Raw genomic sequence first — 25,067 nt, 5'->3', positions numbered from 1 at the left:
TTATAATAGCTAAAACGGCCTATACCCATAAGATATAAGCCGTCTCGCAAACCAATTATGAACAATCAATGTTGTAAATAATTCGTCTGTAGTCAATCAAGTATAAAACTCATACAGGTAAGATCAGTTTAAATCGTAGCTGTCTTATTATAGCAGTTACCTCGAACAAATCGAATGCCGTAAAAGCTTATCGCTGATTTACTATATTAGCGTGTACGTGCACAAACTTCATCATCGCTGAAGAAGTAGCTGATTTCACGTGCTGCTGATTCAGCTGAATCTGAACCATGTACTGCGTTTTCGTCGATGCTGCTAGCGAAGTCAGCACGGATAGTGCCTTCAGCAGCTTCTTTTGGGTTAGTTGCACCCATGATTTCACGATGCTGAGCGATAGCGTTTTCGCCTTCTAGTACTGATACCAATACTGGACCTGACATCATGAAAGATTTTAGGTCGTTGTAAAATGGACGCTCAGCGTGCTCAGCATAAAAACCGCCTGCTTTTTCATCATCAAGTTGTAGCATTTTAGCTGCAACGATTTTTAGACCAGCTTGTTCAAAACGGCTATAGATAGCGCCGATGTGATTGCCAGCAACTGCGTCAGGTTTGATGATAGATAAAGTACGTTCGTTAGCCATGAGAAGCTCCTAATAAATGATAAATTCAATAAAATATGAAAAATTAATGCGTTGTTTTAGCTTTAGCCACAATGTTGACTTGGACTGTTTTACACAACTCATGGTATATCAGTGTATAACCATAAGTGCCAACATCGGATTGCTGCCTATTATAATGATTAAGGCCATAAATGATAGGGTTAATTTATGACCATACCTTGCATAAAAGTAAATTTATAACAGTATCTTACTTACATCCAAGTTAAGTACTCATCAACAACAGATGCATGAGCTATCGACTTACTTACCTTATCGCTACTCATATTTATCACTTATAGCTACCAGACTGATTTTATAGAGTATTTATATCATTATTAATGATTAGAAAACCCTCAACACACCTTGCTAAGAGTTTTGCTAATACATACTACCAATCAAAACATTTAATCATCTAAGCGACTGTCTCGACAACTACCTGCATTGCATTCACGCACACGTTCATTCAAAAAATTAACTCGATTAGCTGTCTTATTGGTGGCACAGCTCATATTGACAAAGAAACCATCACCATCGTTATAACTACATTGGTCGTTGCGCTCGCGCATCCACGCTAATTGTCCGCGTTTAAGCGTGGCTTTTTGCTGTTTGTTTAGGAGTTTACTCAATTTACTGTAAGAGTTGTTAAGCTCTTTATCTGCTTCTAAGTATACTTTCGTCAGGCAATATAGCCCATCAAAGTCATTGTTTGGTTTGTCACAGTTTTCTGCACCCCAAGCAAACATAGGCAACATGAAAGCTGCGGATGTAACTATTGCTATAGAGGTATTGCGAATCGTGGATTTAAGCGTATTCGTTGTCATAGCAAATTCCTTTTTGTATGTTGATAAAACCAAATCCGTCTATAATATCTTACACTTAATTAAGCCAAAATAATGTCAGTATATCCATTATTTATGATATTTTTAGATGATATTATAGCTAGTAGCCCTACTCTTACACTGTTGAAATTCAAGGTAATCAATCAATTTCTTGAAGTAGCACACACAAAAAACCCCAACGCTTAGCGTTGAGGTTTTTTATTAATACTAAAAACTATTTAATCAAGTTTGTAGTAAAAACTAAGCGTCGTACGGATCACGCAATACGATAGTCTCTTCGCGATCAGGACCAGTTGAGATAATATCAACTGGGCAACCGATCAATGCTTCGATACGTTTGATGTATTTTTTAGCGTTTTCTGGAAGCTCATCATAGTTCGTAATGCCAACGGTAGACTCGCTCCAGCCTTGCATTGTTTCGTACTTAGGTGTGACTGACTCGTAGAATTCAGCATCATGCGCGCCTGCACACTCAGTTTCAGGTAGGTTGTAACCTACACCGATTAGCAATTCTTCAAGACCATCTAGTACGTCAAGCTTGGTCAAGCAAATACCTGACATAGAGTTAAGTACTACTGCACGGCGTAATGCTTCAGCATCGAACCAACCACAACGACGGGCACGACCAGTCGTCGCACCAAATTCATGACCGACTTTGGCTAAGTGAGCACCAACATCATCGAACAATTCAGTTGGGAATGGACCACTACCAACGCGCGTAGTGTACGCTTTGGTGATACCAAGTACATAGTCTAAATACAATGGACCGATACCTGTACCCGTTGATACACCACCAGCAGTTACACTTGAGCTGGTTACAAACGGATAAGTACCATGGTCGATATCAAGCAGCGTGCCTTGAGCACCTTCAAACATTAGGTTTTTGCCAGCCAGACGTAATTGATTTAGGTCTTCAGTTACATCAGTAACCATACCTTTAATCTCTTCTTTCCACTCTTTACAAAGCTTAAGTGTCTCATCAAAATCAATCGCTTCAACTTTATAGTATTCAGTCAGTTGGAAGTTATGATATTCGATTAGGTTACGTAGCTTTTCTTCTAGATCTTCACGGAACAAATCAGCAAGTTTAATCGCACGGCGTGCTACTTTGTCTTCGTATGCAGGACCGATACCGCGACCTGTTGTACCGATTTTACCAGAACCACGCTTGGCTTCACGAGCTTGATCAAGTGCCACGTGATAAGGCATGATAAGTGGGCAATTAGGAGAGATACGTAGACGCTCACGTACTGGTACGTTGTTGTCTTCTAGCTCTTTCATTTCCTTTAGTAATGCGTCAGGTGCTAACACCACGCCATTACCGATAAAGCAAGTGACGCCTTCACGCAAGATACCTGATGGAATCAAATGCAAGACAGTGGTTTTGCCATCGACAACCAACGTGTGACCAGCATTATGACCGCCTTGGAAGCGGGCTACTGCTGAGGCTTTTTCGGTAAGTAAATCAACGATTTTACCCTTACCTTCGTCGCCCCATTGGCTACCCAAAACTACAACATTCTTACCCATGATCAATCCTTACCTTTATGTATTGAGGTGTGTGCAATAAAAGCTGAAAATTAAAATGATTTTCTTAGCTATATCTTTTTATCTCAGTGATTTATGAAATAGAAACACTGAAATATCTAACAAATAATTTTACGTTCTCGTAATCTGTACTGAATAATTTTGGCTACGTGTGCCGCGTGCGCCATTTAATCGCCTACTATTAGACAATTAAACAGTTTGTAGCTGCCATTGACTGTCATCATCCATGCTCAAACGATGCGTAACATCATCTGGACTGTCCTGTGCATCTAATGGCATAGTAACGCGATAGCCTTGCTGACGTAGACTCTCTACTTGTTGCAGTAGCGTCTGCATCTCATCTGTATTTGCATTAGACAAAGCGGCAAAATCAACCAAGACAACGGTTGGCGCATCTAACTGTGTATGAGCCAGCAATCGGCTGACATCCATACTAAAGCCTGTGGCTGCACGTAATGCTTGCGTCTGGCTTTGCATACCATCAAAACGACCACCACGTACGAGTGGCTGAGTCTCATTATTGATATAACCATTGAAGACGATGCCAGTATGATAGTGATAGCCTGATAGCTCAGTCACATCAATACTGACTGGGCACTGCCATTGGTCTTGTAGATAGTTTTTCAAACGCTGTAGCTCATCAATTGCCGTTGCGATTTGGCTGTCTTGCTGCGCCGCATCTGATAATTTGGCTAATAGGTTTGCGATATCGTGACCAAAGCGTGCCAACACATAAAAATCATCACCCATTGGCAAAGCGCGACAAACACGCTTGAGCTCTGGTAAGTTTTTATTGGCATATAAGTACATCAATTGTTCAGTATCACTGTCTGACAATTCAGCCAATTCAGCCAAACGTTTGAATATCGCTACGTGACCCAAATCGATATGGAGCGCTGCACTCATATTGAGTTTATTCACCATCGTAAATAGTACATCTATCAGCTCAATATCTGCTGCTAGTGACGCACAGCCAAATATCTCAGCACCTAACTGTAGCGGCGTACGAGAGCCAAACAGTCCTGATGGCAAGGTATGAATAACATCACCAACGTAACAATAACGCGCAATACCCGTACCGCCATGATGCGCATCTATACGCAAAATCTGCGGGGTGATGTCAGCGCGCACGCCCATTAGACGACCCGTCAACTGATCGATAATTTTGAAGGTTTGGCGTTTTAGATCTTCTGACGCATCACTTAGTAAAGACTCAGTAAACTCGATCATCGGTGGACAAACCAGCTGATAACCATGAGTAATAAGCTGCTCGATTAACTGATGTCTAAGCACTTCTTGCTTATGCGCATCTTCAAACAGGACATCAACCACCCCATCAGGCAATAGCCAACTATTGGCAACATCACTGCCAAAGTTACTCAAATATGGCATGCGATTGGGTGCAGCACTGTTTTCGGCAGGCTGAGACACTGTTTCGTTGGTAGAATTTGGCTGGGCAGGTTTTGCAGAATCAGAACTAACAGACACAATAAATCCTTGTTTGGCGTATCGCTTACCAAAAACGCGGTACTGATGCGGTACTTAAAGGGTGATTTGCCGGGTATTGACGCTGTGTGTATTTATTTTTAACGCGCAACATCATTGACCCAATTATTTATAAACAAACCAGGTAACCGCAAAAGGGTGAATAATAAGTATAATTTAGAATGATAAGACGAGTATCTTTATGCGCTAAAAAATTGCGACAAATAATCAAGGCACTTTATGCTTTAGTTTAGCATAGCACTCAAGGTTCGCCTAGTGACAATTAGCCACAATCACTATCTAATTACAGTTCAATTGCCACTTATTAGCTTAGCAGATGTAACAGTCATCGTTGATGTATTTGGCTTAATATTGGGCGAATAGCCGAGAGGTTTATTTTTTGTTAACCATAAGATAATGAGCGTGATTACGGCAGCGTCATCAACACAGACTCATGATACACTAACACATATTTTTATCTCGGAAGCCTTATGTCATCTGATTACCACCCAAACCCTGCCATCAACCAAACCAATGTCTTAGGCACCGCCCTTGCCAGCTGTTGTTTCGATCCCATCACTGGCTATTATCGCAATGGTTTTTGCCATACTGGCAACCATGATGTTGGTCAACATACTGTCTGTGCCAAGATGACCAGCGAGTTTTTAAACTTCTCTGCCAGTCGCGGTAATGACCTAATTACCCCACTACCTGAATACAATTTTCCTGGTCTCAAACCTGGCGACTACTGGTGCATCTGCGCGCTACGTTGGGTTGAAGCATTGGACTTTGATATCGCACCGCAAATCAAACTAGAAGCGTGTCACGAGAGCCTGCTAGCATTGGTAGATATCGATACGCTAAAAAGCTATGCCCTATAGAAATCTATGCCCTATAGATAGTATTGGCACACGATAAAACCGTAGCCACGTTCACAGCATATTTGGATTATTGAAGTTTTTTATTATATGACAGGAAAGTATATGGAAAATGATAATAATCAATTGATTAAAAAAACGGCTCATATAGCGCCTGATTCCAATATGAATCATATCTATGCCAATATGAGTGACAAGCATCTCTATTTGGACGATGATGATAGCTATATCTATGGTGATGTGGACGCCACTACTGAAGACACTATCGAGACCATGACGGTCTACGATCCTGACTCTGAACGCTATGAAGATATTGACTCATCGAGCGCAGGCGAAGTGGTCAATTGCTACGCTTACTCACGTAAAACAGGTGAGAACCTTAATAGAGTGGCGCTCAATGATGTGAGTCGTACGCTAGGGAACAACGGTCAATTTATTTGGCTTGGGCTATATGATCCAAGCTTAGAAACCATGGTCAAAGTAAAAGAAGCCTTTGACCTGCATGAGCTAGCGATTGAAGATGCTTTTGCTGATCATCAACGCGCCAAGGTCGAAAACTACGATAATGATATGGTCTTTGTGGTGCTACGTACAGCCAAGCTCGAAGACAATGTCATTCGTTATGGTACTACTGCGATATTTATGGGTAAAAACTACCTCATTACAATTCGCAATGGTCCGTCAAACTCTTATGCGCCAGTACGTGAGCATTGCCATCGTCGCCCTGAGAAGTTACGCATGGGCCCTATCTTTGTACTGCATGCTATCCTCGATTTTATCGTTGATAACTATATGCCGATTACCGATCGATTGGGCCGTTACTTGCGCGAGCAAGAACGCTATGTATTTACCTCTGAGTTTGATAAAGGCACCCTAAAAAACCTTTACGAGCTAAAGTCACAACTGGTACATATGCGTGCCATTATTTTACCTGTGCAAGACATCTGTAGCTTTTTTATCAATCATAAAAAAAGTGAGATTATCTCTGGATTTTCTCAAGCCGCTAAGCCGTATTTTCGCGATGTTAACGATCACCTATTGCACTCCTTAGATGCTATTAATGGTCTTAATGAAATGCTGAGCGTGGTGATGAATACCTATATGGCGATGGTCAATATGGGTCAGAATGAAGTCGTGCGTAAGCTCGCGGCATGGGCAGGTATTCTAGCAGTGCCGACAGCCATCGCTGGTATCTATGGCATGAACTTTGACTTTATGCCTGAGCTGCATTGGAAATACTCTTACCTTGTCATAATGGTCATTATTATCGCCCTATGTAGCTATCTGTACTATAACTTCAAAAGATTGAAATGGTTGTAATACCAAACGCTAGGCATAAAAAAAGAGCAACCACTGGTCGCTCTTTTTTTATGTTGCTATCTTTTTGTAACGCTATCTAATTATTCACGGCGATGCTTATTATTCACGACGATGCTTAGTATGGCTATCGGGCGCTTGAGCATTATCAGGCAATAGCGCCTTAACTGTTAGATTTGCATGCTGCTTATCAAGATTATCCTCTGGGCGACCAAATGTTTTGGCCGTCCAAGTCAGGATTACAATAGAGCCGCTCAGTAGCATGATGGCCACGGAAATTGTCGCAAGCAGCCATAAATGGAAATAGTCTGAAACCGCCTGCACATCAACCACCAAATGTCGTGACAATGCTGTTATGGCAATAAATATCAAAAACTGTACTGGCAGTCGGTGGGTTTTAAAGTAAATACCTATCATAGCCAGTAGCTCAAGGTAAATAAATAACATTAATATGTCTTTTAGATCCGCTGAACCCTTTTGGACAATATAAATAAACTCTTTACCTGCAGTCCAAACGACAACCACACTGATTAGAAATAAAATAACGTAATGACAGACATCGACAAACTCTCTACCAATACTTTGTAGTCGCTCATGAACACCTACGTTTTTTTTAGCCATGTTTAGGTCCTATCAACTGAAATGTGGTTGATTTAGCCTGAGTCTATGTTACCTCAGGCCCCTTATGTATCGGCAATCAGTATTCGTATGACTATTTTTTTAGCCTTTATTCAAACCCGCTGATTTTTCAGCAGCATCGACCGTTTGGCGAATAAGCGTGTTGATAGTCATCGGTCCAACGCCGCCTGGTACTGGCGTATAAGCGCTGGCAATGTTTTCCATGCCTTGCATTTCGATATCACCAACACCGCCATCATCTGTTGGATGGAAACCTGCATCAACGACAACCGCTCCTGATTTGATCCACTCTGCTTTAATCAGCTCAGGTACACCTACGGCACCAACCACGATATCTGCACGCTTAATATGCGCCGCCAAATCTTGAGTTCTTGAATGACAGATAGTCACTGTACAGTTAGCATTCAATAGCATCATCGCCATTGGCTTACCTAAGATAGCACTACGCCCTACGACCACTGCTTCTTTACCTGATAGCTCGATATTATGATGCTCTAGCAAATGCATGATGCCCTGCGGTGTGCATGAGCCATAAGCTGACTGCTGCATCGCCATACGACCAAAACCAAGACAAGTCACACCATCGACGTCTTTTGCTAAACCAGTCTGCTCAAAACAAGCACGCTCATCAATATGCTCAGGAACCGGATGCTGTAGCAAAATACCATGTACATCTGGATTGCTATTTAACTCATCTATCTTTGCCATGAGCTGCTCAGTGGTCGTGGCACTTGGCATCTCAACGCGTATAGAGTCCATGCCAACACGCTTGCAAGCGTTGCCTTTCATACGAACATAAGTGGCAGAGGCTGGATCGTCACCAACCAATATCGTCGCTAAACTTGGGGTGCGGCCAGTCTTTTCCTTAATCGTATCTACGCGCGTGCGCAGATCCTGTTCTATTTGTTTGGCAAGTGCTTTGCCGTCCAAAACGGTGGCGGATTCTTGGGCAGTAGACATAGTAACTCCAATAGAGGGTACGATATAAAAAAATAAAGACAGCGCGCGCAAATACTTTGCATGCCTGTCCTTTGCTTCGTCAATCTTTGACTAAGAGTAATATTGTACCTGTGTACGCTACAAAATCCTAGCGTAAGATAAAGCTTGCACACTGATAATTTTTTATAATAAGTCAATTAAACAGTATTGCTTATATATAGGCAAATGTACCTTATGCTTTTAGTAAGAGTAGCATCGACCACAAAGTAAATTTCTAAAAATAATCATTCATTGCCATTTTATTCGACCATCGAACCAAATACACTATCGATCGCCCGCATCGTCAGTTCAATTTCAGCCGCCGTAAGCGTAGGATGCACTAGAAACATGAGACTACTCTCTCCTAGCTTCTTCGCCATTGGCAATCTAATACTTGGACGCAACCCTGTATTATCAAAGGCCTTCTCCAAATAGACTTCTGACGCAGATCCAGAGAAGCAAGGCACATCTTGATTATTAATTGCTTCAATAATGCGGTCACGTGTCCAGCCATCAGGTAGATTATCGGACTGTACATAGACATATAATTTGTAGTAAGCATGGTTAGCGTTTGAGAATTGCGCTAAATGCTCTAGTCTCGGCACGAGAAGATAACCTTTGGACTCCCATTTACTACAGGCGTCTAGTATGGCTTGCGCATTAGCAGTCCGTTTAGTTGTCCACTCACTCATTTTATTTAGTTGAATACGCCCCAAAACGCCTTGCATCTCAGTCATACGCAAATTGGTGCCAAAGCTTTCATGCAGCCAATTGTAGCCAGGTGATTGCTCCGTTTCATAGACTGCCGCATAGCTCTTACCATGATCCTTATACGCCCACATTTTCCGCCATAGTAGCTCGCTATCGGTGGTGACCATACCACCCTCACCTCCTGTGGTCATAATCTTATCTTGGCAAAAACTCCATGCCCCAATATGACCAATACTGCCCACGCTTCGCCCTTTATATCGTGCACCATGAGCTTGTGCGCAATCTTCAATGACATATAGGTCATGCTCATCTGCCAATGCCATAATGCTTTCCATATCACATGGCCAGCCAGCCAGATGGACGCACACGATACCTTTGGTTTTATCACTCAGTACAGCTGTGATGGTCTCAGCGGTAATATTACCAGTTGCTTCATCGACATCTGCAAAGATGGGGGTCGCACCTGCATTGACGATTGATGAAATACTGGCAATAAAGGTACGCGGTGTGACGATGACCTCATCACAGGCACCTATATCAAGTGCTTGTAACGCGACATCCAATGCCAAGGTGCCATTACCCAACGCTATTGCGTATTTACTACCTGTCCAGTCAGCAAACTCTCGCTCAAACTGACGACATTCTTCGCCTGTCCAATAATTGACTTTGTTAGATAGTAGCACTCGACTGACAGCATCAGCCTCATGTTGCGTAAATTTTGGCCAAGGTGAAAAAGGGGTATTTAGCATATGTTCCTCTATGGTACTTATGTCTAATGTTGTGTCAGCTCTACAATAAACTGCTCACTATGTTATTAACCTTGCTATCTATAATGACTTTCTTGATGCCTAATATCTTTTGGTTAACTGTATTGCTATTAGCAAAGAGTACTTTTAAAGCATTTCTTCATTAATACTATTGCCCGTGAATTTACTCATAGTCGCTTCTCCCTCAGCACTAATGCCATCTTTGATAATGACCTTTTCCACTGTTTTAAATAAAATCTTGATATCCAGCCACAGCGACTGATTATCCACATACCATGTATCAAGTGCAAACCTTTCATCCCACCCAATAGCATTGCGACCATTGACTTGAGCATACCCTGTAATACCTGGGCGGACATCGTGTCGGCGCGCTTGTTCATCATTATATAAGGGCAGATATTCCATCAATAATGGTCGCGGGCCCACTAGACTCATATCACCTTTTATGACATTCCAAAGTTCAGGCAACTCATCAAGGCTGGTATTACGCAGCGCTTTACCAAACGATGTTAATCGCGCGCCATCTTCCAAAGGGTTGCCATCTGCGTCTATATCATCCTTCATTGAGCGAAATTTTATCATCTCAAATGGCTTGCCATACAGACCTGGACGAATCTGACGAAATAGAACAGGCGCACCAAGATTTTTACTCACCTTGTATGCAGTTGCAGCATAGACAGGAGACAGCACTACTAACGCTATCGTTGCACCTACAATGTCAAATAGTCGTTTTATCATTTATAAACCCAACATATTTATTAGTCGTTTATTGACTTTATCTGCATCAAATTTCTCTTGTGCTAGCTTGTAGCTTTCATCACCCATCTCTTTAATTTGTTCAGGATGTTCTATAAAGTAAATCATTTTCTCTGCCAAAGCTTTTGGGTTCCATTTCTCTACTAAAAACCCATTTACTCCATCAATAACCGTCTCACGGCAACCAGGTACATCAGTAGTGATAATAGGTCTTCCAATTGCCATCGCTTCTTGAGTGCTGCGCGGCACACCTTCTCTGTAATAAGATGGGAGAACAAATACGCTAGATTTTGTTATCCAGTCTGAAACATTATTAACATGACCTGGATACTCTATAATACTCGCCTTTATAACTTGTCTTAGTTCTACTTCTGTCAACGCACCTAAAGCTACTTTATCTATTGCTCCTAACACAACAAACCTTGCCTGTGGATATATATTTTTTACAATTTTAGCAGCGGCTATATAATCATGAATACCCTTTTCTGCTAATAATCTTGCTATGAAAATAAATACTGGGTTTTTAGGGTAGTTGTTTGAATAACTATAGTCATCAAGGTTTAAACCAATCCCCCCTAAAACCTCTACTTTTCTAACTTTTATTGAGTATTCTTCCAATAGGTCATTTGGATCATCTGGGTTAAGAAAGATGAGAGTATCTAACCTTGGTAAAGAAATTCTATACAACGCTATTTGTATTTGCTTTATTAATTGCGTTCTTTTTATCAAGCCTTTGGGTTGCTTAGTAAAGGTATACCCTAATCCCTCAAGCATACCTATTACCTTAGGTACTTTAGCCCACCTAGCTGCCAAAGTACCAAATATTACTGGTTTAGAAAAATAAGAAAATACTAAATCCGGTGCTATAGCTTTAATTTTATTTGTTAAGAGATATGTTGATATTACATCTACCAAAGGGTTTAAACCACCTCGCTTTTGCTCATAAGTGACTGGTATGGCACCTAACAACTTAATTTTCTCTAGTTCAGAATTTGTATATTCTGACGTGAACGCATAAACAATATGATTTTTCTGAATCAGTATCTTTATCAGGTCAGCACGGAAACCTAAAAAACTAGAAGCTACCGTACCAATAATAATAATAATCATCTAGAATAATCCTATTCTTTTTATTTCTGAATAACTTTCACCATAATCACTAATATCTTGGTCTTTACAATCATCATGCCTACTTTTGAGCAAAATACTCATGAGATTAAAAAAACCTAAATATTTCACCACTAGTTTTTTTAACCTAAATCTCCTAATTATTTTATTTTTTCTACTAACAGACACTATACCTTTATAATTACTATTAATGATTTCCATTTGCATATCATAACCTTGAATCATTTTTTTTACAGTTACATTCTCAACAACTCTGTACCAATATAAAGGTTGTTCAACAACTAAATAATTTAAGTCATTATTTTTTGCAGCTTGTAACCATAAATCGAAATCTTCTGCCAAAATTCTACTTTCATCATAATTATTTCTTATATACCAACTTTTACGTGCTAATAGCGAAGCATGTAACAGATTAGTCACTCCCTCTAGAATCATTTTTGCATTCATTTGGTAATTATCACCTAATCGCACACCTGTCAGCTCATTATTTTTACCAATGGTAAAACAACCTGTAGTAACAAAATCAATTTCCTTATTACTTTCTAATACTTGTATTTGCTTCTCAAGACGATGGTTACTCATCAAGTCATCAGCATCCATGCGTGCAATATAATCATATTTGGCTTCACGAACAATTTGATTTAATCTATAGGGTAATTTTTTATTTAAACCATCAGATATCACCCTGATCCTAGTATCTCTACTCTCAAAATCTCTAGCAATTTCCAATGATTTATCGGAAGAACCATCATCAATTAAAATCAATTCCCAATATTGATACGTTTGAGCTAAAACTGAACATATAGCATCTTCTAGATATTTTTCTGTATTATAAAATGGAATGCCAATTGAGATATAAGCGTGACTTTTCATCAGAACACCTCAAACATAGGATTGATAATATAAGGACTCAGATTGCTGAACTTTGATGTCGTCAATATGAAATACGCAAGGAAGATAAACACACTGATGATATAGACATAAATGTTATTTATCTTTTTCAAAGCCACAGGCAGTAACAAAACCAAAGTCCATGTAAAATACGAAATGATTCTTTGCGGGCCTGAAGCGCTAGTACCCAACAGCGCTAGCGGTATAACAAAAACCACGCCTGATGCATAAAACATCAATAGCTGTTGAAAGCTTTTGTCTTTAATTTTATATACATAGCTCGCAATAATGATGAGAAGCATGAGCACTGTGTAAAACCCAAGTGTCAAAAACCCGCCCGACTCTTCAGATACTTTTGCATAGTCTTCATATCGATCATTAGTAGATGAAATATAAGATACGAGTAACCTACTAACGAATAACGACCCAAAAAACGTCGCAAGTATTTTATAAGCTGGCTTCACTCTCAAATTTACAATGAAATAAAATGGAATGATAAATAAAGCCGTGATATGAAAAAACGATGCAATGGCACATATTAATAGATAAGGAAAAAGCCGTTTCTCTAGCAGATAAGGAATGGCCAAAGTAAACAAAGCCATTGCGATTCCTTGACGCAATCCATTGAATGAAAAGGTATAGACGCCTAGCGTAATAAACAGAAATACAGAGAGCCAATAGTTCACACTGTATCTTCTGATGACTTTCAAATAACAATAGACGATAACGAAACTGGTGATAATCAGTAGCCAAAAATAGTTATTTGTCACATGCAGTAACGAATACTCAAATAGCTGGTAGCCGTACTCAACATCTTCATTAAATCTAAAGGATTCATGACTCAATTTATTATTAAAATTTCTGGTATAGCTCCCTGTATCTGTACCGACCCAATAGCTACGACCGCCTGCGAATAGGGCTAAAGTAATTAAGGGCAGCCAAAAAGACGTACGATTGAGAGATTTTTTCTCCAGTACTATCCAGAAAACAACAAGGCTAAGGACTAACAGATAAGGAAGCATTTAACCCTCTATAAAGTAGCTGAATATTAAGTAAAAGCCTTATCGCATATTCAAATACATTTGCGTTAACTTCTGCGAATTGGTCGCGGCGCTAAAGCCATGTAAATTTAGCGTCTTTATTACTTCTGCTTCATTGGATATTGGAGGCTGAAAACTCAGCAAACTATCCACCCAAACATTGGCTGACTGTATAGGCAAAAAACATACAAGTCCAAGTCCTAAATCTACTTCAGTTGATACTTGATCAGAAACCAATGCCATAAGTCCTACTGTCTGGCTTTCTACTAAGACTACTGGGAAACCTTCATGCAGGGATGGCATAATCATATAGTCAGCACTGGCCATTAACTCAGTAATATCAGTGCGCATACCCAAAAACTTAATGTTATCCCCTAAGGCCTGCTCTTTCACTTGTCGTCTTAACTGGTCTTCCAATGGACCTTGTCCAACGATATATAAGGTAAAGTCGATCTGACGTTTTTTCAGCTGCTCAGCGATTTCTAAAGAAAACTGATGGTTTTTAACCTCATTGAGACGACCAACTTGGATGATTTTTAACCCTTCATCTCCAAGTCTTTTAGCACCAAACTTCTGATCGATATAATGCCGTGATTGGTTAGCGACTGATATCATCTTCTGTATATCAACAGCATTGGGCAGTAGCCAAACATCTTTTGTAGTACCAAATAAGTAATTTGCAGCACGATCACCGCAGCTGATTCTCTTAGTAGCCAATGTACGATTGGTAATTAATGCCCATTGTTCATATATTTTTTTAATAATATTGGTTTTACCATTACTGGTGCTATGAGAGTGCGAAATGCGATGCGGCACGCCAGCACCTTTAGCAGCCAACAGATGAAAAGCATTGTTTAATAGCATATGAGCATGAACGATTTGATAATCAGGCTGCTGTTTAAGGAATTTGTTAAGTTTGAGCATGCGCGTTAATGAATGACCAGCTAAAATCGGTATAACCCTACCGCCCAACGCTGTTATCTCAGCATCATAGTCGCCGATCTCGTCGGTAAAAGTGACAAAATCAAACTGAATCTGGCTATGATCTATATGACGATATAAATTCATAAGCATGGTCTCTGCCCCAGCACGATCCATTTTCCCCACTATGTGCAGCACTCTTCGGATAGTCATATCATTTACCTTTTAAGAAACATAAAGCCAACTTTGCTTCTCTTAACTATTTCCAATTTACTTCCTTTTAACCTTGTTTCTTTCTTTAATGCTTGACGAAGCACCTGCATTATAGGCAGCGCGATTTGGCTTGGCATACGTACTATATTGCTGATTACTATATTTCTTAACGTCCACTTGTTCTGATAGCCTTTTAGTCGTAGCGCTTTATCTGCTTTTTTAGCTTGTACTAATGCCTTTACTAAATACTCATTGTCTATACGGGTGAGAATACTCCAATGACTTTGTCGTATTTTATTAGCGAGTATTTTTTTAACTTCATCCGCTTGATAGTCTTCTACTAGATTCATGACTTTTGAATGAATAACGAAAAGGTCTAATAGCTTTTTATCTGTTGAACCCGTAATCGACGTGTCTCGCTGTCTATACAGGTAAAAATTAATAGGCAACTGATATCTAACCTTAGTAGATAAGCCAAGATGCCAATGGAAAGGCCAATCCTCGTAATACAAACCCACTGGAAAACTTAGAGAAGCCGTTTGCACGACACTGGATTTAATAAATTTAAGCCACGCAAAATGCGGTAGGCTAAAATACGAATCGTCTATCTTGGTTGTCTCGGATGCCAAGCTAGCAGCTGGATACGGTAGTTCATTCTCTGCCGCTCCTTCTTTGAACGGTGCAAAACCATATGTCACTACTTCTGCATTCGTAGTAAGAGCACAATCTACACAAGCTGCCACTAAGCGAGTATCTACAATGTCATCAGAATCAACAAACATCATATAATCACCTACTGCAGATTTAATACCAGTATTGCGAGCAGCAGAAAGACCACTGTTTTCATTATGTTGAATGACTCTGATACGCTTATCTTTGAGATGTAAGGCAAGCGCTTGTTTTGAATTATCAGTAGAGCAATCTTCAACGACAATGATTTCAATATTCTTATAGGTTTGCTGCTTGATAGATTCTAAACACGCGTCGATATATAGCGCGACGTTATATACTGGCACGATAATGCTCACCAATGGCTCTGCTACGTTAGTCATATAATAACCACCGACTTTTCTAAATCATGGTATTCATTGATATGAACGGGTGACTCATTCATGGTGCCATGAGACAGGGATAGAAGTTTGTCGATATGTTTTGAAATCTCAGCAACCTCATCTAATTCTAAAAACACAAGCCTTGGATGATTACGTAACCAGTCTGATTGCGTTTGCCTTATCTTATGATTGGAGTTCGGCAATACCAAGCAAGGTGTACCCGATAGTAAACATAAAATCATGCCATGTAGGCGGTCAGTCACGACCAATTTTGCAGCTCGAAACTGGCTAAGTTTGTCAGTCAATAATTTTTTGCAATGTACCTCATCGAGTTGCGAACCACCAGCATGGGTATCTGTCTTTTCAATATGATAGCCAGTATCTGCTAAGGCTTTATCTATAAAGCCGTATTGTTCAGTGGAGAGAGCAGCTTCTTTGTCATTCCTTAAGCATCGCAGAATAGTTGACGACTCTACGTCATTTGTCGTCCCAAGTACTGCTGCATTTGCACTCATAACGATATCTGGCACAAGCCCAACATGGACATTGCTATACTCGGCAAAAAGCTTGATAAGTTTGGCCGCTGTCATCGACTCTCTAGCGAAAATGTGTATATCTGGATGCTTGGCGTAGACCTTTACGATACGATGCAATGCTCGCTTAGACTTAGCAGAATCACTCCAATCCAAGGTTTGAGGAAAACACACAACGCGATTCTTAGGAAATGTATTGATAACTAATTGGCGCAGCTCTTCAATATCAGGATACGAGCTACCCATATTTCCTCCCCCAATAATAGTGACAATATCTCCGTGCTGTATTTGTTGTTTAATCGAATTAAGCACCAATCTGGTTTGACTAATAGGAACACTGACAACTTCATAATCAGTCATCACATGTTGCAAATATTGCTTTTGAGCATAAGAGATAGCGATATCACCAATATTACCGTAGTCAGCCGCCAGAAAAATGAAGCATCGATTACTACTAGGTAAGGGTAAATCTCGCGCGCCCATATAAGTAACTAAGTGTTTTTTTAGTCTAAGTGGTATGAGCTTTTTTATGGCGGTAGTATTCATTTTTGACACTCCCTTATTTATTTCTCATTAATATTTTTTTTACCCACATGCGACGTTTTGACCCAAAAGGAAATAACCTACTCAATTTTGGAGATGATTTACGTTTGAGTACTTTTTCAATATACGGAAGCCATTCAAGACCCCTGCCCGTTTCAATCATCTCTTGACGAATTAGAGACCAGTCTATGCGTACAGCGTCACTTTTCAGAACCATGAACCTGAAAAGTGACGACTCTATCGGGGTGTCAAAACAAGCAGGGTTATCAACACCTGCAAGTAAGAGATTCAGTCGAGTTCGTACACATTTTTCACAGTAACCGCAGTTTCCATCATGCCTATTACCAGCCCAGCAAACACGTAAATTTCGTATGCCTATAGACCAATTTGAAAGAATGATTAACTTCTCAGATCGACGAAACCCTGCACCATCATGAATAATTCTAAAATTGCCACAGCTCAATAATGGATCTGTTATGGGATGTGATCCCCATGGAGTAAGTAATACATCATAAGAATCGCCACTACCGATGAGTCCAATTCCTGCATATCGTTTCAATCCACATAGAACGGAGGCAATGGCAGCCGCGTGATATTCTTCCCAATCGATAGACCACAATACTCGAACATTCGTCTTAACCGGCAGTAGATCAACATTAATATCAGAAAGTACTTTGGTTGCTATCTCTACAGCACTATCAAAACCTTCTGTATCATCTAAAGGTATATCAAAACCATGCACGAAAACTCCTGCCTTAATATCTCGCGTGGCATATCCTGCTCTGCCTGTCGCATGACGATAAGCGGTAAATTGTGCATCCACACCACCAGAAAATGCAGCAATCGCACCTTCTACTTGTACGTCGCGCGCTCTAATACGATCAACTTGTATATCAATCAAAAAATAACGCTCTGGTAACCATTTATTCCAGACATACTGTAGTTCTGTCAGATTGGCTAATAGCTCGTGGGACACACTGCCATGGACACGAATAGCCGCACGCAGTTGCATCGCAGGCAACAATGTGGCTAACAAGTAAGAGTCGCAATCATCGGCTTCTGGCATTGGTAGATTGATAGGATATGCAAACCACAACTCTTGCTCAGTGACACTTTCACCCATGGTTGTTTGTTTCAGCAAACAAGAACGAGTCTGTCCATTTTTGTCACTTTTTAAAGCCTGAGGAAACAAATCAATATTAAACATGTCTTTTTACCTTCGCTTTAGACCAAGACAGTTGTAAAAAAGCCAATGTCATCACATACCAACGTCGTGAAAAACATGAAATCAAAATACGAATGCCGCGTGCTGGGTGCAGTTGATGGTAATGTGGCAAACAGCTCTGGTAAACGAAAGACTGACGTATCTTCATCAACTCTGCATGGCGTTTTCTCATCTGAATATGAGCCAAATTATTGAGTAAATATGGCAGCATATGCTCGATATAACTACGTGCGAAATCTGATAGCAATATTTGTCTCTCTGTAGCACCGATAGACCAGTCATGTATCCTGACTCTGGCGTTGTAGTCTGCTTCTATAGACTCGATCAGCCCTGGCTTATATTGCAAACTCGTCATCGAAGTAACATTTTCATAGTAGTTATAGGGACAGTCGAGTACGACAGATAAATGACTAGCTCTGTTTAAGCATTCAATATTGAAAATACCGTCTTCACCAAGTTTTATGTCACAATCAAACCGTATATCGCCTATTAATTTTCTGTTATAAACTTTAGTACATGCATACCAATATATATTTCTATTTTCTGTCACTCTCAGTTGCAATGCTTGAATTTCCTGCTGTGAATATTCTGCTGTAATGTTACGGCGCTCGAGCACATCGCCATTTAGCATGATGCGCTTATGACCAAACGCCAACATCTCAATATCCCGATTAACCGTTTGTGCAATGATAAAGTCAAAATACCAATCATCGATAGTGTCGTCCGCATCTATAAAAACGATGTAGTCGCCGATTGCGGTATCAAGCCCAGTATTACGAGCATCTGCCAGGCCTCCATTTTTTTGATATTTCACCGTAACCCATGCCCTATCACTTTCCCACCTGTGCAATAACCTAGCAGTGTCATCATTAGAACCATCGTCAATAACGATCAACTCAATCTCATGGTTCTTTTTCGCAATGTCAATACTACTAATACAACGATCAATAGTGACAGCGGCATTAAATGCGGCAATAATAACTGAAATCATAGTGAGCCTCTTGAGTTGAGACTTCTAATGCATATCCTTTGTGCCATCCAACGCAGTCAACATATTTACCTACTGCTGCACTTTATGAATATGAACCAGACGCCGAAAAGCGACATAAACGATAGATAAGCTAAGCAAGACCCCAACAAATGAGAACAGGGCAATGGCTACCATATCTGACTCAAAAACGTAAAAACCTACATACAGCGCTGCAGCACGAAATATCACTGCAAAAATCTCTCTAATCAAAAGAAAACGCTGCAAACGTAATGCTGGCAATGCCGCAGTGCTTGCACCTGATACCAAGCTGGTCAAAAGCCAAATAGAAAGCCACTGCGAATAACTCCCTGCTAATGCCCACTCTGTGCCAAATACTAAAGAAAAAAGGTAATCGCCAAAAACGAACACTGTACCGAAGGGAACAATACCAACCACCAATAGAATTACCGTCACTTTTAATAAAAATTGATAAGCTTCTGGTGACTTTGATGTGATCGCACGCGTAATCTTAGGATAAAAAACCTCTCCAACAGCTTGCCCTAACAACATCGCTGGTGCACCAAGTACAAGAACAGCCAACGAATACTGCCCAGCAGCAGAAGCACTAAATAGTGATGCTAACAAGATAGTTGGCAGCCCTACTGAAGCAGCATTAAGCATACTTTGCGGCATACGGTATATGGCAAAGTCACGCTGCGATATAGCAGCGTTACGAATACCAACTGTGCCAAACCAGTCTCGGACATTTAATACACCAATCCTAGGCACCCGAAGCATCTGCATCATAAAATTCGTGAGCTGTCCTGCTATCGTTAATAAAATAAGCAACATACTAGAGGGGGCCCACATACCCCCTACTAACTTACTGATATCTGTCACAAACTTGCTCTCTACATAAGCACGAGCCTTGGCTTTGAACAAACCTACTCTGATAGCAGACTGATCAGCAACAGATAGAAACGCGCCGGCCAATAGCGTCAACGGTATGAGATACAACATGTATGGTGCACTTTCCATACCCGTCCATCGTGCCAAATAAACATTGCCGAAATAGACAGCGATGAACGCTATAGCCGTTATAAAGAAACTGAGTAATACAGACAGTCTAATAATGGCAGCGGCATCCTCGTCACTGTCAGGCATCACAATGGCATTGGCATAACCCATGGTCGCAATCGGAGTAATAATACTAATGACTGCGGCAAATGCGGCAGCGATACCAAAATCTTCAGGACTATATAATCTGGTGAGAAACGGCATAAAGACCATAGCGATTGCCTGACCAGCAGCAATACCGCCTCCAACCATGGCCACATCTCGTACAAAGTGACTGGTTTTCAATCGACTGATTACGCTCTGTATCGATAAAAACGCTTCAGAGGCCATTACTCATCATCCAATTTGGTATGTCACAGCATTTATATAAATCACCATATCCTAAACAATCTTACCAATAAGTGATTTCATCATCTTTTCAATATCAACCCTATCACCGCTATTTAATACCCTTACTTAGTATCACTACTACTCCTTAACCGACCACCTCTAACTGCTCTACATCTGTCTTTGTGACATCAGCTTCATCGCCTTCTCGGTAGCCTTCAACGAAGGTCCTAAATTGTGCTTTCAACCATTCAGTATCGTGCCGCTTTGATCTTTCGATAAACTCAAACAAGATAGCTTCGATATCTTCCAATGGAAAACTATGCTCCATTGCTTGCATAATGAGTGGATGAAACGTGGTCTCTATGTTGTCAGCACCAATGATTAACTCTTCATAGAGCTTTTCACCTGGCCGCAATCCAGTAAACACAATTTCGATATCACCATTAGGATTGCTCGCATCTTTTAGCTCGCACCCTGTCAGACGAATCATACGTTTGGCAAGATCGACGATTTTGACGGGTGCACCCATATCAAGTACAAATACTTCACCACCGAACGCCATAGCCCCTGCTTGGATAACCAAACTGGCTGCTTCCGGTATAGTCATAAAATAGCGCGTGATGTCTGGATGGGTGATGGTAATCGGACCACCCTGCTCAATTTGTTTGGTGAATAGTGGTACTACAGAGCCCGATGAACCCAAGACATTACCGAAACGCACCATACTAAAACATGTATGACTGTTGCTTTGGCTCAGACCTTGGCAGACAAGCTCAGCCAAGCGTTTGGAGGCTCCCATCACGTTGGTCGGACGCACTGCTTTGTCAGTAGAGATCAGTACAAACGTATCAACATGAGCTTTTATCGCGGCACAGGCACAATGGTAGGTGCCTTTAGTATTGTTGATTGTGCCTTCAAATGGATTGGACTCGACAATCGGTACATGTTTGTATGCTGCAGCGTGATAAATCGTTTTTATATGGTATTTTTCGAATATATTGATTAATTTTTTTTCGTTGCCCACGCTTCCAATGATGCTGACAATCTCAGTATCTTGATATTCAATATTACTAATGACATTACTAGCGATGAGACTTCTAAGTTCCTGATCGATTGTGTACAAAGCGTATTCAGACTGCTCGTATAACACCAAGCATGCAGGTTTATTTTTCATGATTTGTCTACACAGCTCACTCCCAATAGAACCCCCTGCCCCTGTTACGAGTACGTTTTTACCCGTAATGTTTTTTTGGAGGAGCTCAGCAACTGGCTCTACAGTCTCTCTTTCAAGCACATCTAGTATATCAACCGGACGTATATGGCTGACTGTTACGATCTCATCAGCAAGCTCTCGTAAGCTCGGTAAATCTTTTAATTTGACAGAAACACCTGACAGGCTATCCATAATCTGTTTTTTACGACCACGGCTCATAGAAGGCATTGCCAAAATCACTTGCGCGACATTTAATTTTTCTATTAACCAAGGTAACGCATGAGCAGCATATATTTTTTTACCATGTAAATAAGCCCCTATCAGCTGCGGATCATCATCAATATATGCCACTACATTGTATTTATGAGAATGTCTCAAGCTCTCTAATAGCTCTCTACCAGCCGATCCTGCACCATAAATAATCACGTTATCACAGCAACTATCTAGGCGATCTTGATTGTCTGGTTTCTGTAGTCGATTCAGCAACCCACGAATCATTAGCCGACTGTTCCATAACCAAATAAAGAATAAGAACAAAAATATAATTGGCGCTGAGCGCGGCATCATTGACACTGGGTTCACATAAATGATGAACTGATAAACGATAATAAGTAATAAAAACAACTGTAGTACTCGACCCATCGCCGCATCGAAAAACCCTCTAGAGGCGCCTCTATAAAAGCCAATCAGATATAAGCTGACGACAGGTATCAATGCATAAAAAGCCAACACCATAGGGCCAATTTGATCATCGACATAACCTTGACGCAGTGCCAATGCCGCTATCAAACAAAGGACAGCAACTGAAAAGTCGATGCCAAATAAGATAGAGCATTTCGCAAAGCGTGGTAAGGCTAATAAAAACAGCGTCATACGCTTCGACCATCGATTGAGATCGCTTGGCGTGTGATAAGCATTGTTAGACTCTGTTTTTATAAACATAAGATCCACCTACTTAAGTTATGACGCTCGTTTGCCATGGACAATGAACAGTCACTAACTATGAATTGTGTCCATAAGCATAATGGTAGTGATAGCTGTACCTGTTCAAGATACTTTGCTGTATGTCATTTAAGATGATGCCATCGACTTGTACGTTTGCTTTACTCATCTGTTTGATGGCATAGACCAGCTGACCTTCTACTGAATGATCAAATTTGGTGACGATCAGTACTTTGTCTGCATGCTGTGCCAATACCATGGCGTCTGATGCAGCCAATATAGGAGGTGCATCAATAACGATATAGTCGTACTTCGTTTTGAGCGCTGCCATCAAATGATTGAACCTCTCTCCTATCAATAACGAAGTCGGGTTATGCGATGGTCGCCCCCGCGATATAAGGTCGATATGCTCCATACCAGTCGGCTGAATAAAGCTCTCAAGGTTTAACTTAGCCATATCAATATCTAATCGAGGCTTATCGGCTGATAGAGTGCTATCTTTATCTTGCAATAAATAATCTGTGAGACCACTGTCTGGATTCATACCAAACATTTTATGCAGCTCTCCTAAACGCATATCTCCATCGATAATCAGCACTTTTTTGTCAAGCTGTGCAAACACCTCAGATAAATTGGCCGTAATAAAAGACTTACCGACACCTGGACTTTCTCCAGTGATTAATATGGTCTGAGCGGATTTCTCATCTGCTGTCTTCGTCGTCTTACCAAATAAAAGGTTTGTCCGTAAATTTTTAATTGCTTCATAGCTCAAGCCGTTGTGATCAACGTGAGCAAGCATCCGACCAGTATTTTTTTTGTTCCTACCTAGCTTAGATATCGAGGTCGAACGTGGAATCGTTGCAATGACAGGAATTCCCGTTTTAGACTCTAGATGCTCTGGGTCCTTCACGACATTTCTAATTAAGTTTCTGATTAGAACCAGCATTACCCCAAGTACAGTACCTACGAGTAGCGCCAACAGCATAATTTGGAATTTGTTTGGCGCAATGGCGTCGAAGGTACTGGTCGGTCGGTCTAGAATACGGGCATAACCAACCTGACCAGCTCTAACGATTTTTAGTTGCTCATAGTTTTTGAGCAGCGTGAGGTAAATCTCTCTATTGATAGCTGTATCTTCTGATAGCTTTAAGAACTCTCGCTGTATTTCAGGCAGTCCTGCGACGGTGCTACCTATCGCTCCTATTCGACTGTTGAGGACTTTTAGTTGCTCATTGATCTGGATGACGAGTGGGTGTTCATTGGTATAGTAAGTCGTTAGATCGGCTCTCTTTAATTTGAGATCATTGAGCTGCTCATCGATTCGAGACTTTTCATTTAATAATAACTCAGCTTCTTTACCTACATCGATGGTGCCGTGCTTTTTACGAAACTCATTGAACTGAGCTTCAGAGGTGTCTAATTTCTCTTTTAATGCTGGAATCTGCGTCTCCATAAAAGCCAATGTTTTGGTGGTTTCTTCTGTACCACGAGATTGGTTTTGATCGATATATGACTGGACTATCTGATCAAGTGTGGTCGTGATTTGCTGTTGGTTTGTGCCTGTCATCGACAGCTGAATAATATTGGTTTTATCGCCTTTTTCTTCCACAGACAATGCGCTATTCATTGCGTCTGTCGTGGTCTTTAAGGTCTGCTGAGTGATGCCAATAGGGTAACCGTCTGCAGGTAGCTCAGTCACCGTAATGTTAATCTCACCGTTTACCCCATTGAACTGATGCGGCTGACCCAATTGTCCTTTGAAATCATCTAGTCCATTACTCAAGACAAATCCTGTGTCAGACTGTGACAGCGTAAAAGACTGGTTTAAATACGCTGGTGAAACATCGAACTGATTGATTTGTACGGAACCGTTTTTTGTGCTCAAAGACACACCATCATTTGTGTTCAACTGAGTATTAATGCGGTCGTTTGTTATTTTATCGAGATAGCCAATATTAGGATCGGTCAGTTTGATGTCTAGATGTAGCATATCGACGACTGGCTCTAGTATCATCCGAGACCGTATAAGCTCGGCTTCTGCCTCAGCCTTGCTCACTTCTTCTCCGACCAACTCTGAGATATTCGCCCCAAGCGCATCGACTCCTTGGGAATTTTCTTCAATTTGGATCAGCGCATCAGACTTGAAGGTCGGATTAATATAGCGTGTATAGAAAAATCCTATTAAGAGTCCGATTGCTGCCATGAGCGCTATGACTTTCCAGCCACGCAACAAAACCAAAACCAGCGCTGTTAAGTCGATGTTGTCATTGTCGTTGTCACCCTTAGGTGTCGATAGGTCTTTTGAATCTATATTATTCATAACCATATACCCATTATTCAATGTTAATCGCTTAATAGCTTTCGCTTAGCTCCAAGACCCTAACTGCCCTTGACTGCAGTTAGATTGCTCTCTGC

Annotated in this window: 21 protein-coding genes; 2 read left to right on the top strand and 19 right to left on the bottom strand. The window is 40.8% G+C overall.

Annotated elements, in window-relative coordinates:
• Window positions 1-206 precede the first annotated feature (206 nt).
• The 4 genes from ndk to CXF69_RS11785 all read right to left on the bottom strand — a co-directional run bounded on the left by ndk (window position 207) and on the right by CXF69_RS11785 (window position 4,531).
• Window positions 207-638, bottom strand: coding sequence for a nucleoside-diphosphate kinase (gene ndk, locus CXF69_RS11800; protein ID WP_057759031.1), 432 nt, complete (start codon window positions 636-638; stop codon window positions 207-209).
• Between the two features lie 422 nt (window positions 639-1,060).
• Window positions 1,061-1,477, bottom strand: coding sequence for a lysozyme inhibitor LprI family protein (locus CXF69_RS11795; RefSeq protein ID WP_101206216.1), 417 nt, complete (start codon window positions 1,475-1,477; stop codon window positions 1,061-1,063).
• A gap of 258 nt (window positions 1,478-1,735) precedes the next feature.
• Window positions 1,736-3,025: an adenylosuccinate synthase gene (locus tag CXF69_RS11790; RefSeq protein ID WP_057759029.1), complete on the bottom strand. Its 1,290-nt coding sequence runs from the start codon at window positions 3,023-3,025 to the stop codon at window positions 1,736-1,738.
• Window positions 3,026-3,232: 207 nt separating this feature from the next.
• Window positions 3,233-4,531, bottom strand: coding sequence for an ATP phosphoribosyltransferase regulatory subunit (locus CXF69_RS11785; protein WP_101206217.1), 1,299 nt, complete (start codon window positions 4,529-4,531; stop codon window positions 3,233-3,235).
• A 488-nt stretch (window positions 4,532-5,019) separates the two neighbouring features.
• On the opposite strand from CXF69_RS11785, the gene CXF69_RS11780 reads away from it, so the two are divergent.
• A complete protein-coding gene (locus CXF69_RS11780) occupies window positions 5,020-5,409 on the top strand; it encodes a DUF2237 family protein (protein WP_057759025.1) in 390 nt (129 codons plus the stop codon).
• A 162-nt stretch (window positions 5,410-5,571) separates the two neighbouring features.
• Window positions 5,572-6,726, top strand: a complete 1,155-nt coding sequence (gene corA, locus CXF69_RS11775; RefSeq protein WP_404944629.1) for a magnesium/cobalt transporter CorA — start codon at window positions 5,572-5,574, stop codon at window positions 6,724-6,726.
• 99 nt (window positions 6,727-6,825) lie between these two features.
• Here the strand turns inward: corA and CXF69_RS11770 are convergent, their stop codons facing one another.
• The 15 genes from CXF69_RS11770 to CXF69_RS11700 form a co-directional block, all read right to left on the bottom strand.
• Window positions 6,826-7,344, bottom strand: coding sequence for a phosphate-starvation-inducible protein PsiE (locus tag CXF69_RS11770; protein WP_057759021.1), 519 nt, complete (start codon window positions 7,342-7,344; stop codon window positions 6,826-6,828).
• A 99-nt stretch (window positions 7,345-7,443) separates the two neighbouring features.
• Window positions 7,444-8,322, bottom strand: a complete 879-nt coding sequence (folD, locus tag CXF69_RS11765; protein WP_101206219.1) for a bifunctional methylenetetrahydrofolate dehydrogenase/methenyltetrahydrofolate cyclohydrolase FolD — start codon at window positions 8,320-8,322, stop codon at window positions 7,444-7,446.
• Between the two features lie 278 nt (window positions 8,323-8,600).
• Entirely contained in the window at window positions 8,601-9,800 is a 1,200-nt protein-coding gene (locus CXF69_RS11760; RefSeq protein ID WP_101206220.1) for a DegT/DnrJ/EryC1/StrS family aminotransferase, read from the bottom strand.
• A gap of 144 nt (window positions 9,801-9,944) precedes the next feature.
• Entirely contained in the window at window positions 9,945-10,556 is a 612-nt protein-coding gene (locus CXF69_RS11755; RefSeq protein WP_101206221.1) for a sugar transferase, read from the bottom strand.
• On the bottom strand, window positions 10,557-11,684 hold the full coding sequence (locus CXF69_RS11750; RefSeq protein WP_101206222.1) for a glycosyltransferase family 4 protein: 1,128 nt from the start codon (window positions 11,682-11,684) through the stop codon (window positions 10,557-10,559).
• Window positions 11,685-12,575, bottom strand: a complete 891-nt coding sequence (locus CXF69_RS11745) for a glycosyltransferase family 2 protein (RefSeq protein ID WP_101206223.1) — start codon at window positions 12,573-12,575, stop codon at window positions 11,685-11,687. It lies immediately after the preceding gene.
• On the bottom strand, window positions 12,575-13,615 hold the full coding sequence (locus tag CXF69_RS11740; protein ID WP_101206224.1) for an EpsG family protein: 1,041 nt from the start codon (window positions 13,613-13,615) through the stop codon (window positions 12,575-12,577). The genes CXF69_RS11745 and CXF69_RS11740 overlap by 1 nt, the downstream gene beginning before the upstream one ends.
• 39 nt (window positions 13,616-13,654) lie before the next feature.
• Window positions 13,655-14,767, bottom strand: a complete 1,113-nt coding sequence (locus CXF69_RS11735; protein ID WP_220455983.1) for a glycosyltransferase — start codon at window positions 14,765-14,767, stop codon at window positions 13,655-13,657.
• A 5-nt stretch (window positions 14,768-14,772) separates the two neighbouring features.
• Window positions 14,773-15,819, bottom strand: coding sequence for a glycosyltransferase family 2 protein (locus tag CXF69_RS11730; protein ID WP_101206226.1), 1,047 nt, complete (start codon window positions 15,817-15,819; stop codon window positions 14,773-14,775).
• On the bottom strand, window positions 15,816-16,898 hold the full coding sequence (locus CXF69_RS11725) for a polysaccharide pyruvyl transferase family protein (protein WP_101206227.1): 1,083 nt from the start codon (window positions 16,896-16,898) through the stop codon (window positions 15,816-15,818). The genes CXF69_RS11730 and CXF69_RS11725 overlap by 4 nt, the downstream gene beginning before the upstream one ends.
• A 13-nt stretch (window positions 16,899-16,911) precedes the next feature.
• Window positions 16,912-18,102, bottom strand: coding sequence for a hypothetical protein (locus CXF69_RS11720; RefSeq protein WP_101206228.1), 1,191 nt, complete (start codon window positions 18,100-18,102; stop codon window positions 16,912-16,914).
• Window positions 18,095-19,111, bottom strand: coding sequence for a glycosyltransferase family 2 protein (locus CXF69_RS11715; protein ID WP_101206229.1), 1,017 nt, complete (start codon window positions 19,109-19,111; stop codon window positions 18,095-18,097). The genes CXF69_RS11720 and CXF69_RS11715 overlap by 8 nt, the downstream gene beginning before the upstream one ends.
• 69 nt (window positions 19,112-19,180) lie before the next feature.
• Window positions 19,181-20,497: a lipopolysaccharide biosynthesis protein gene (locus CXF69_RS11710; protein ID WP_101206230.1), complete on the bottom strand. Its 1,317-nt coding sequence runs from the start codon at window positions 20,495-20,497 to the stop codon at window positions 19,181-19,183.
• A gap of 145 nt (window positions 20,498-20,642) precedes the next feature.
• Window positions 20,643-22,652: a polysaccharide biosynthesis protein gene (locus CXF69_RS11705; RefSeq protein ID WP_101206231.1), complete on the bottom strand. Its 2,010-nt coding sequence runs from the start codon at window positions 22,650-22,652 to the stop codon at window positions 20,643-20,645.
• 58 nt (window positions 22,653-22,710) lie between these two features.
• The gene (locus CXF69_RS11700; protein WP_101206232.1) at window positions 22,711-24,972 is read right to left on the bottom strand and encodes a polysaccharide biosynthesis tyrosine autokinase; all 2,262 of its coding nucleotides are present in this window, start codon (window positions 24,970-24,972) and stop codon (window positions 22,711-22,713) included.
• Window positions 24,973-25,067 lie beyond the last annotated feature (95 nt).

Origin of the sequence: Psychrobacter sp. Choline-02u-9 (genome assembly GCF_002836505.1) — a bacterium.
GTDB lineage: Bacteria > Pseudomonadota > Gammaproteobacteria > Pseudomonadales > Moraxellaceae > Psychrobacter.
The sequence above is the reverse complement of the archived record's forward strand: the minus strand, read 5'-3'. Positions and strand labels throughout refer to the sequence as shown.

Bases quoted from the DNA above. Each gene is read 5' to 3' on its own strand.
- CXF69_RS11745 (WP_101206223.1), bottom strand. From the start codon at position 12,575: ATGAAAAGTCACGCTTATATCTCAATTGGCATTCCATTTTATAATACA.
- CXF69_RS11720 (WP_101206228.1), bottom strand. From the start codon at position 18,102: ATGTTTAATATTGATTTGTTTCCTCAGGCTTTAAAAAGTGACAAAAAT.
- CXF69_RS11760 (WP_101206220.1), bottom strand. From the start codon at position 9,800: ATGCTAAATACCCCTTTTTCACCTTGGCCAAAATTTACGCAACATGAG.
- corA (WP_404944629.1), top strand. From the start codon at position 5,572: ATGAATCATATCTATGCCAATATGAGTGACAAGCATCTCTATTTGGAC.
- CXF69_RS11770 (WP_057759021.1), bottom strand. From the start codon at position 7,344: ATGGCTAAAAAAAACGTAGGTGTTCATGAGCGACTACAAAGTATTGGT.
- CXF69_RS11790 (WP_057759029.1), bottom strand. From the start codon at position 3,025: ATGGGTAAGAATGTTGTAGTTTTGGGTAGCCAATGGGGCGACGAAGGT.
- ndk (WP_057759031.1), bottom strand. From the start codon at position 638: ATGGCTAACGAACGTACTTTATCTATCATCAAACCTGACGCAGTTGCT.
- CXF69_RS11735 (WP_220455983.1), bottom strand. From the start codon at position 14,767: ATGACTATCCGAAGAGTGCTGCACATAGTGGGGAAAATGGATCGTGCT.
- CXF69_RS11755 (WP_101206221.1), bottom strand. From the start codon at position 10,556: ATGATAAAACGACTATTTGACATTGTAGGTGCAACGATAGCGTTAGTA.
- CXF69_RS11740 (WP_101206224.1), bottom strand. From the start codon at position 13,615: ATGCTTCCTTATCTGTTAGTCCTTAGCCTTGTTGTTTTCTGGATAGTA.
- CXF69_RS11780 (WP_057759025.1), top strand. From the start codon at position 5,020: ATGTCATCTGATTACCACCCAAACCCTGCCATCAACCAAACCAATGTC.
- CXF69_RS11725 (WP_101206227.1), bottom strand. From the start codon at position 16,898: ATGAATACTACCGCCATAAAAAAGCTCATACCACTTAGACTAAAAAAA.
- CXF69_RS11795 (WP_101206216.1), bottom strand. From the start codon at position 1,477: ATGACAACGAATACGCTTAAATCCACGATTCGCAATACCTCTATAGCA.
- folD (WP_101206219.1), bottom strand. From the start codon at position 8,322: ATGTCTACTGCCCAAGAATCCGCCACCGTTTTGGACGGCAAAGCACTT.
- CXF69_RS11750 (WP_101206222.1), bottom strand. From the start codon at position 11,684: ATGATTATTATTATTATTGGTACGGTAGCTTCTAGTTTTTTAGGTTTC.
- CXF69_RS11700 (WP_101206232.1), bottom strand. From the start codon at position 24,972: ATGAATAATATAGATTCAAAAGACCTATCGACACCTAAGGGTGACAAC.
- CXF69_RS11705 (WP_101206231.1), bottom strand. From the start codon at position 22,652: ATGTTTATAAAAACAGAGTCTAACAATGCTTATCACACGCCAAGCGAT.
- CXF69_RS11715 (WP_101206229.1), bottom strand. From the start codon at position 19,111: ATGATTTCAGTTATTATTGCCGCATTTAATGCCGCTGTCACTATTGAT.
- CXF69_RS11710 (WP_101206230.1), bottom strand. From the start codon at position 20,497: ATGGCCTCTGAAGCGTTTTTATCGATACAGAGCGTAATCAGTCGATTG.
- CXF69_RS11730 (WP_101206226.1), bottom strand. From the start codon at position 15,819: ATGACTAACGTAGCAGAGCCATTGGTGAGCATTATCGTGCCAGTATAT.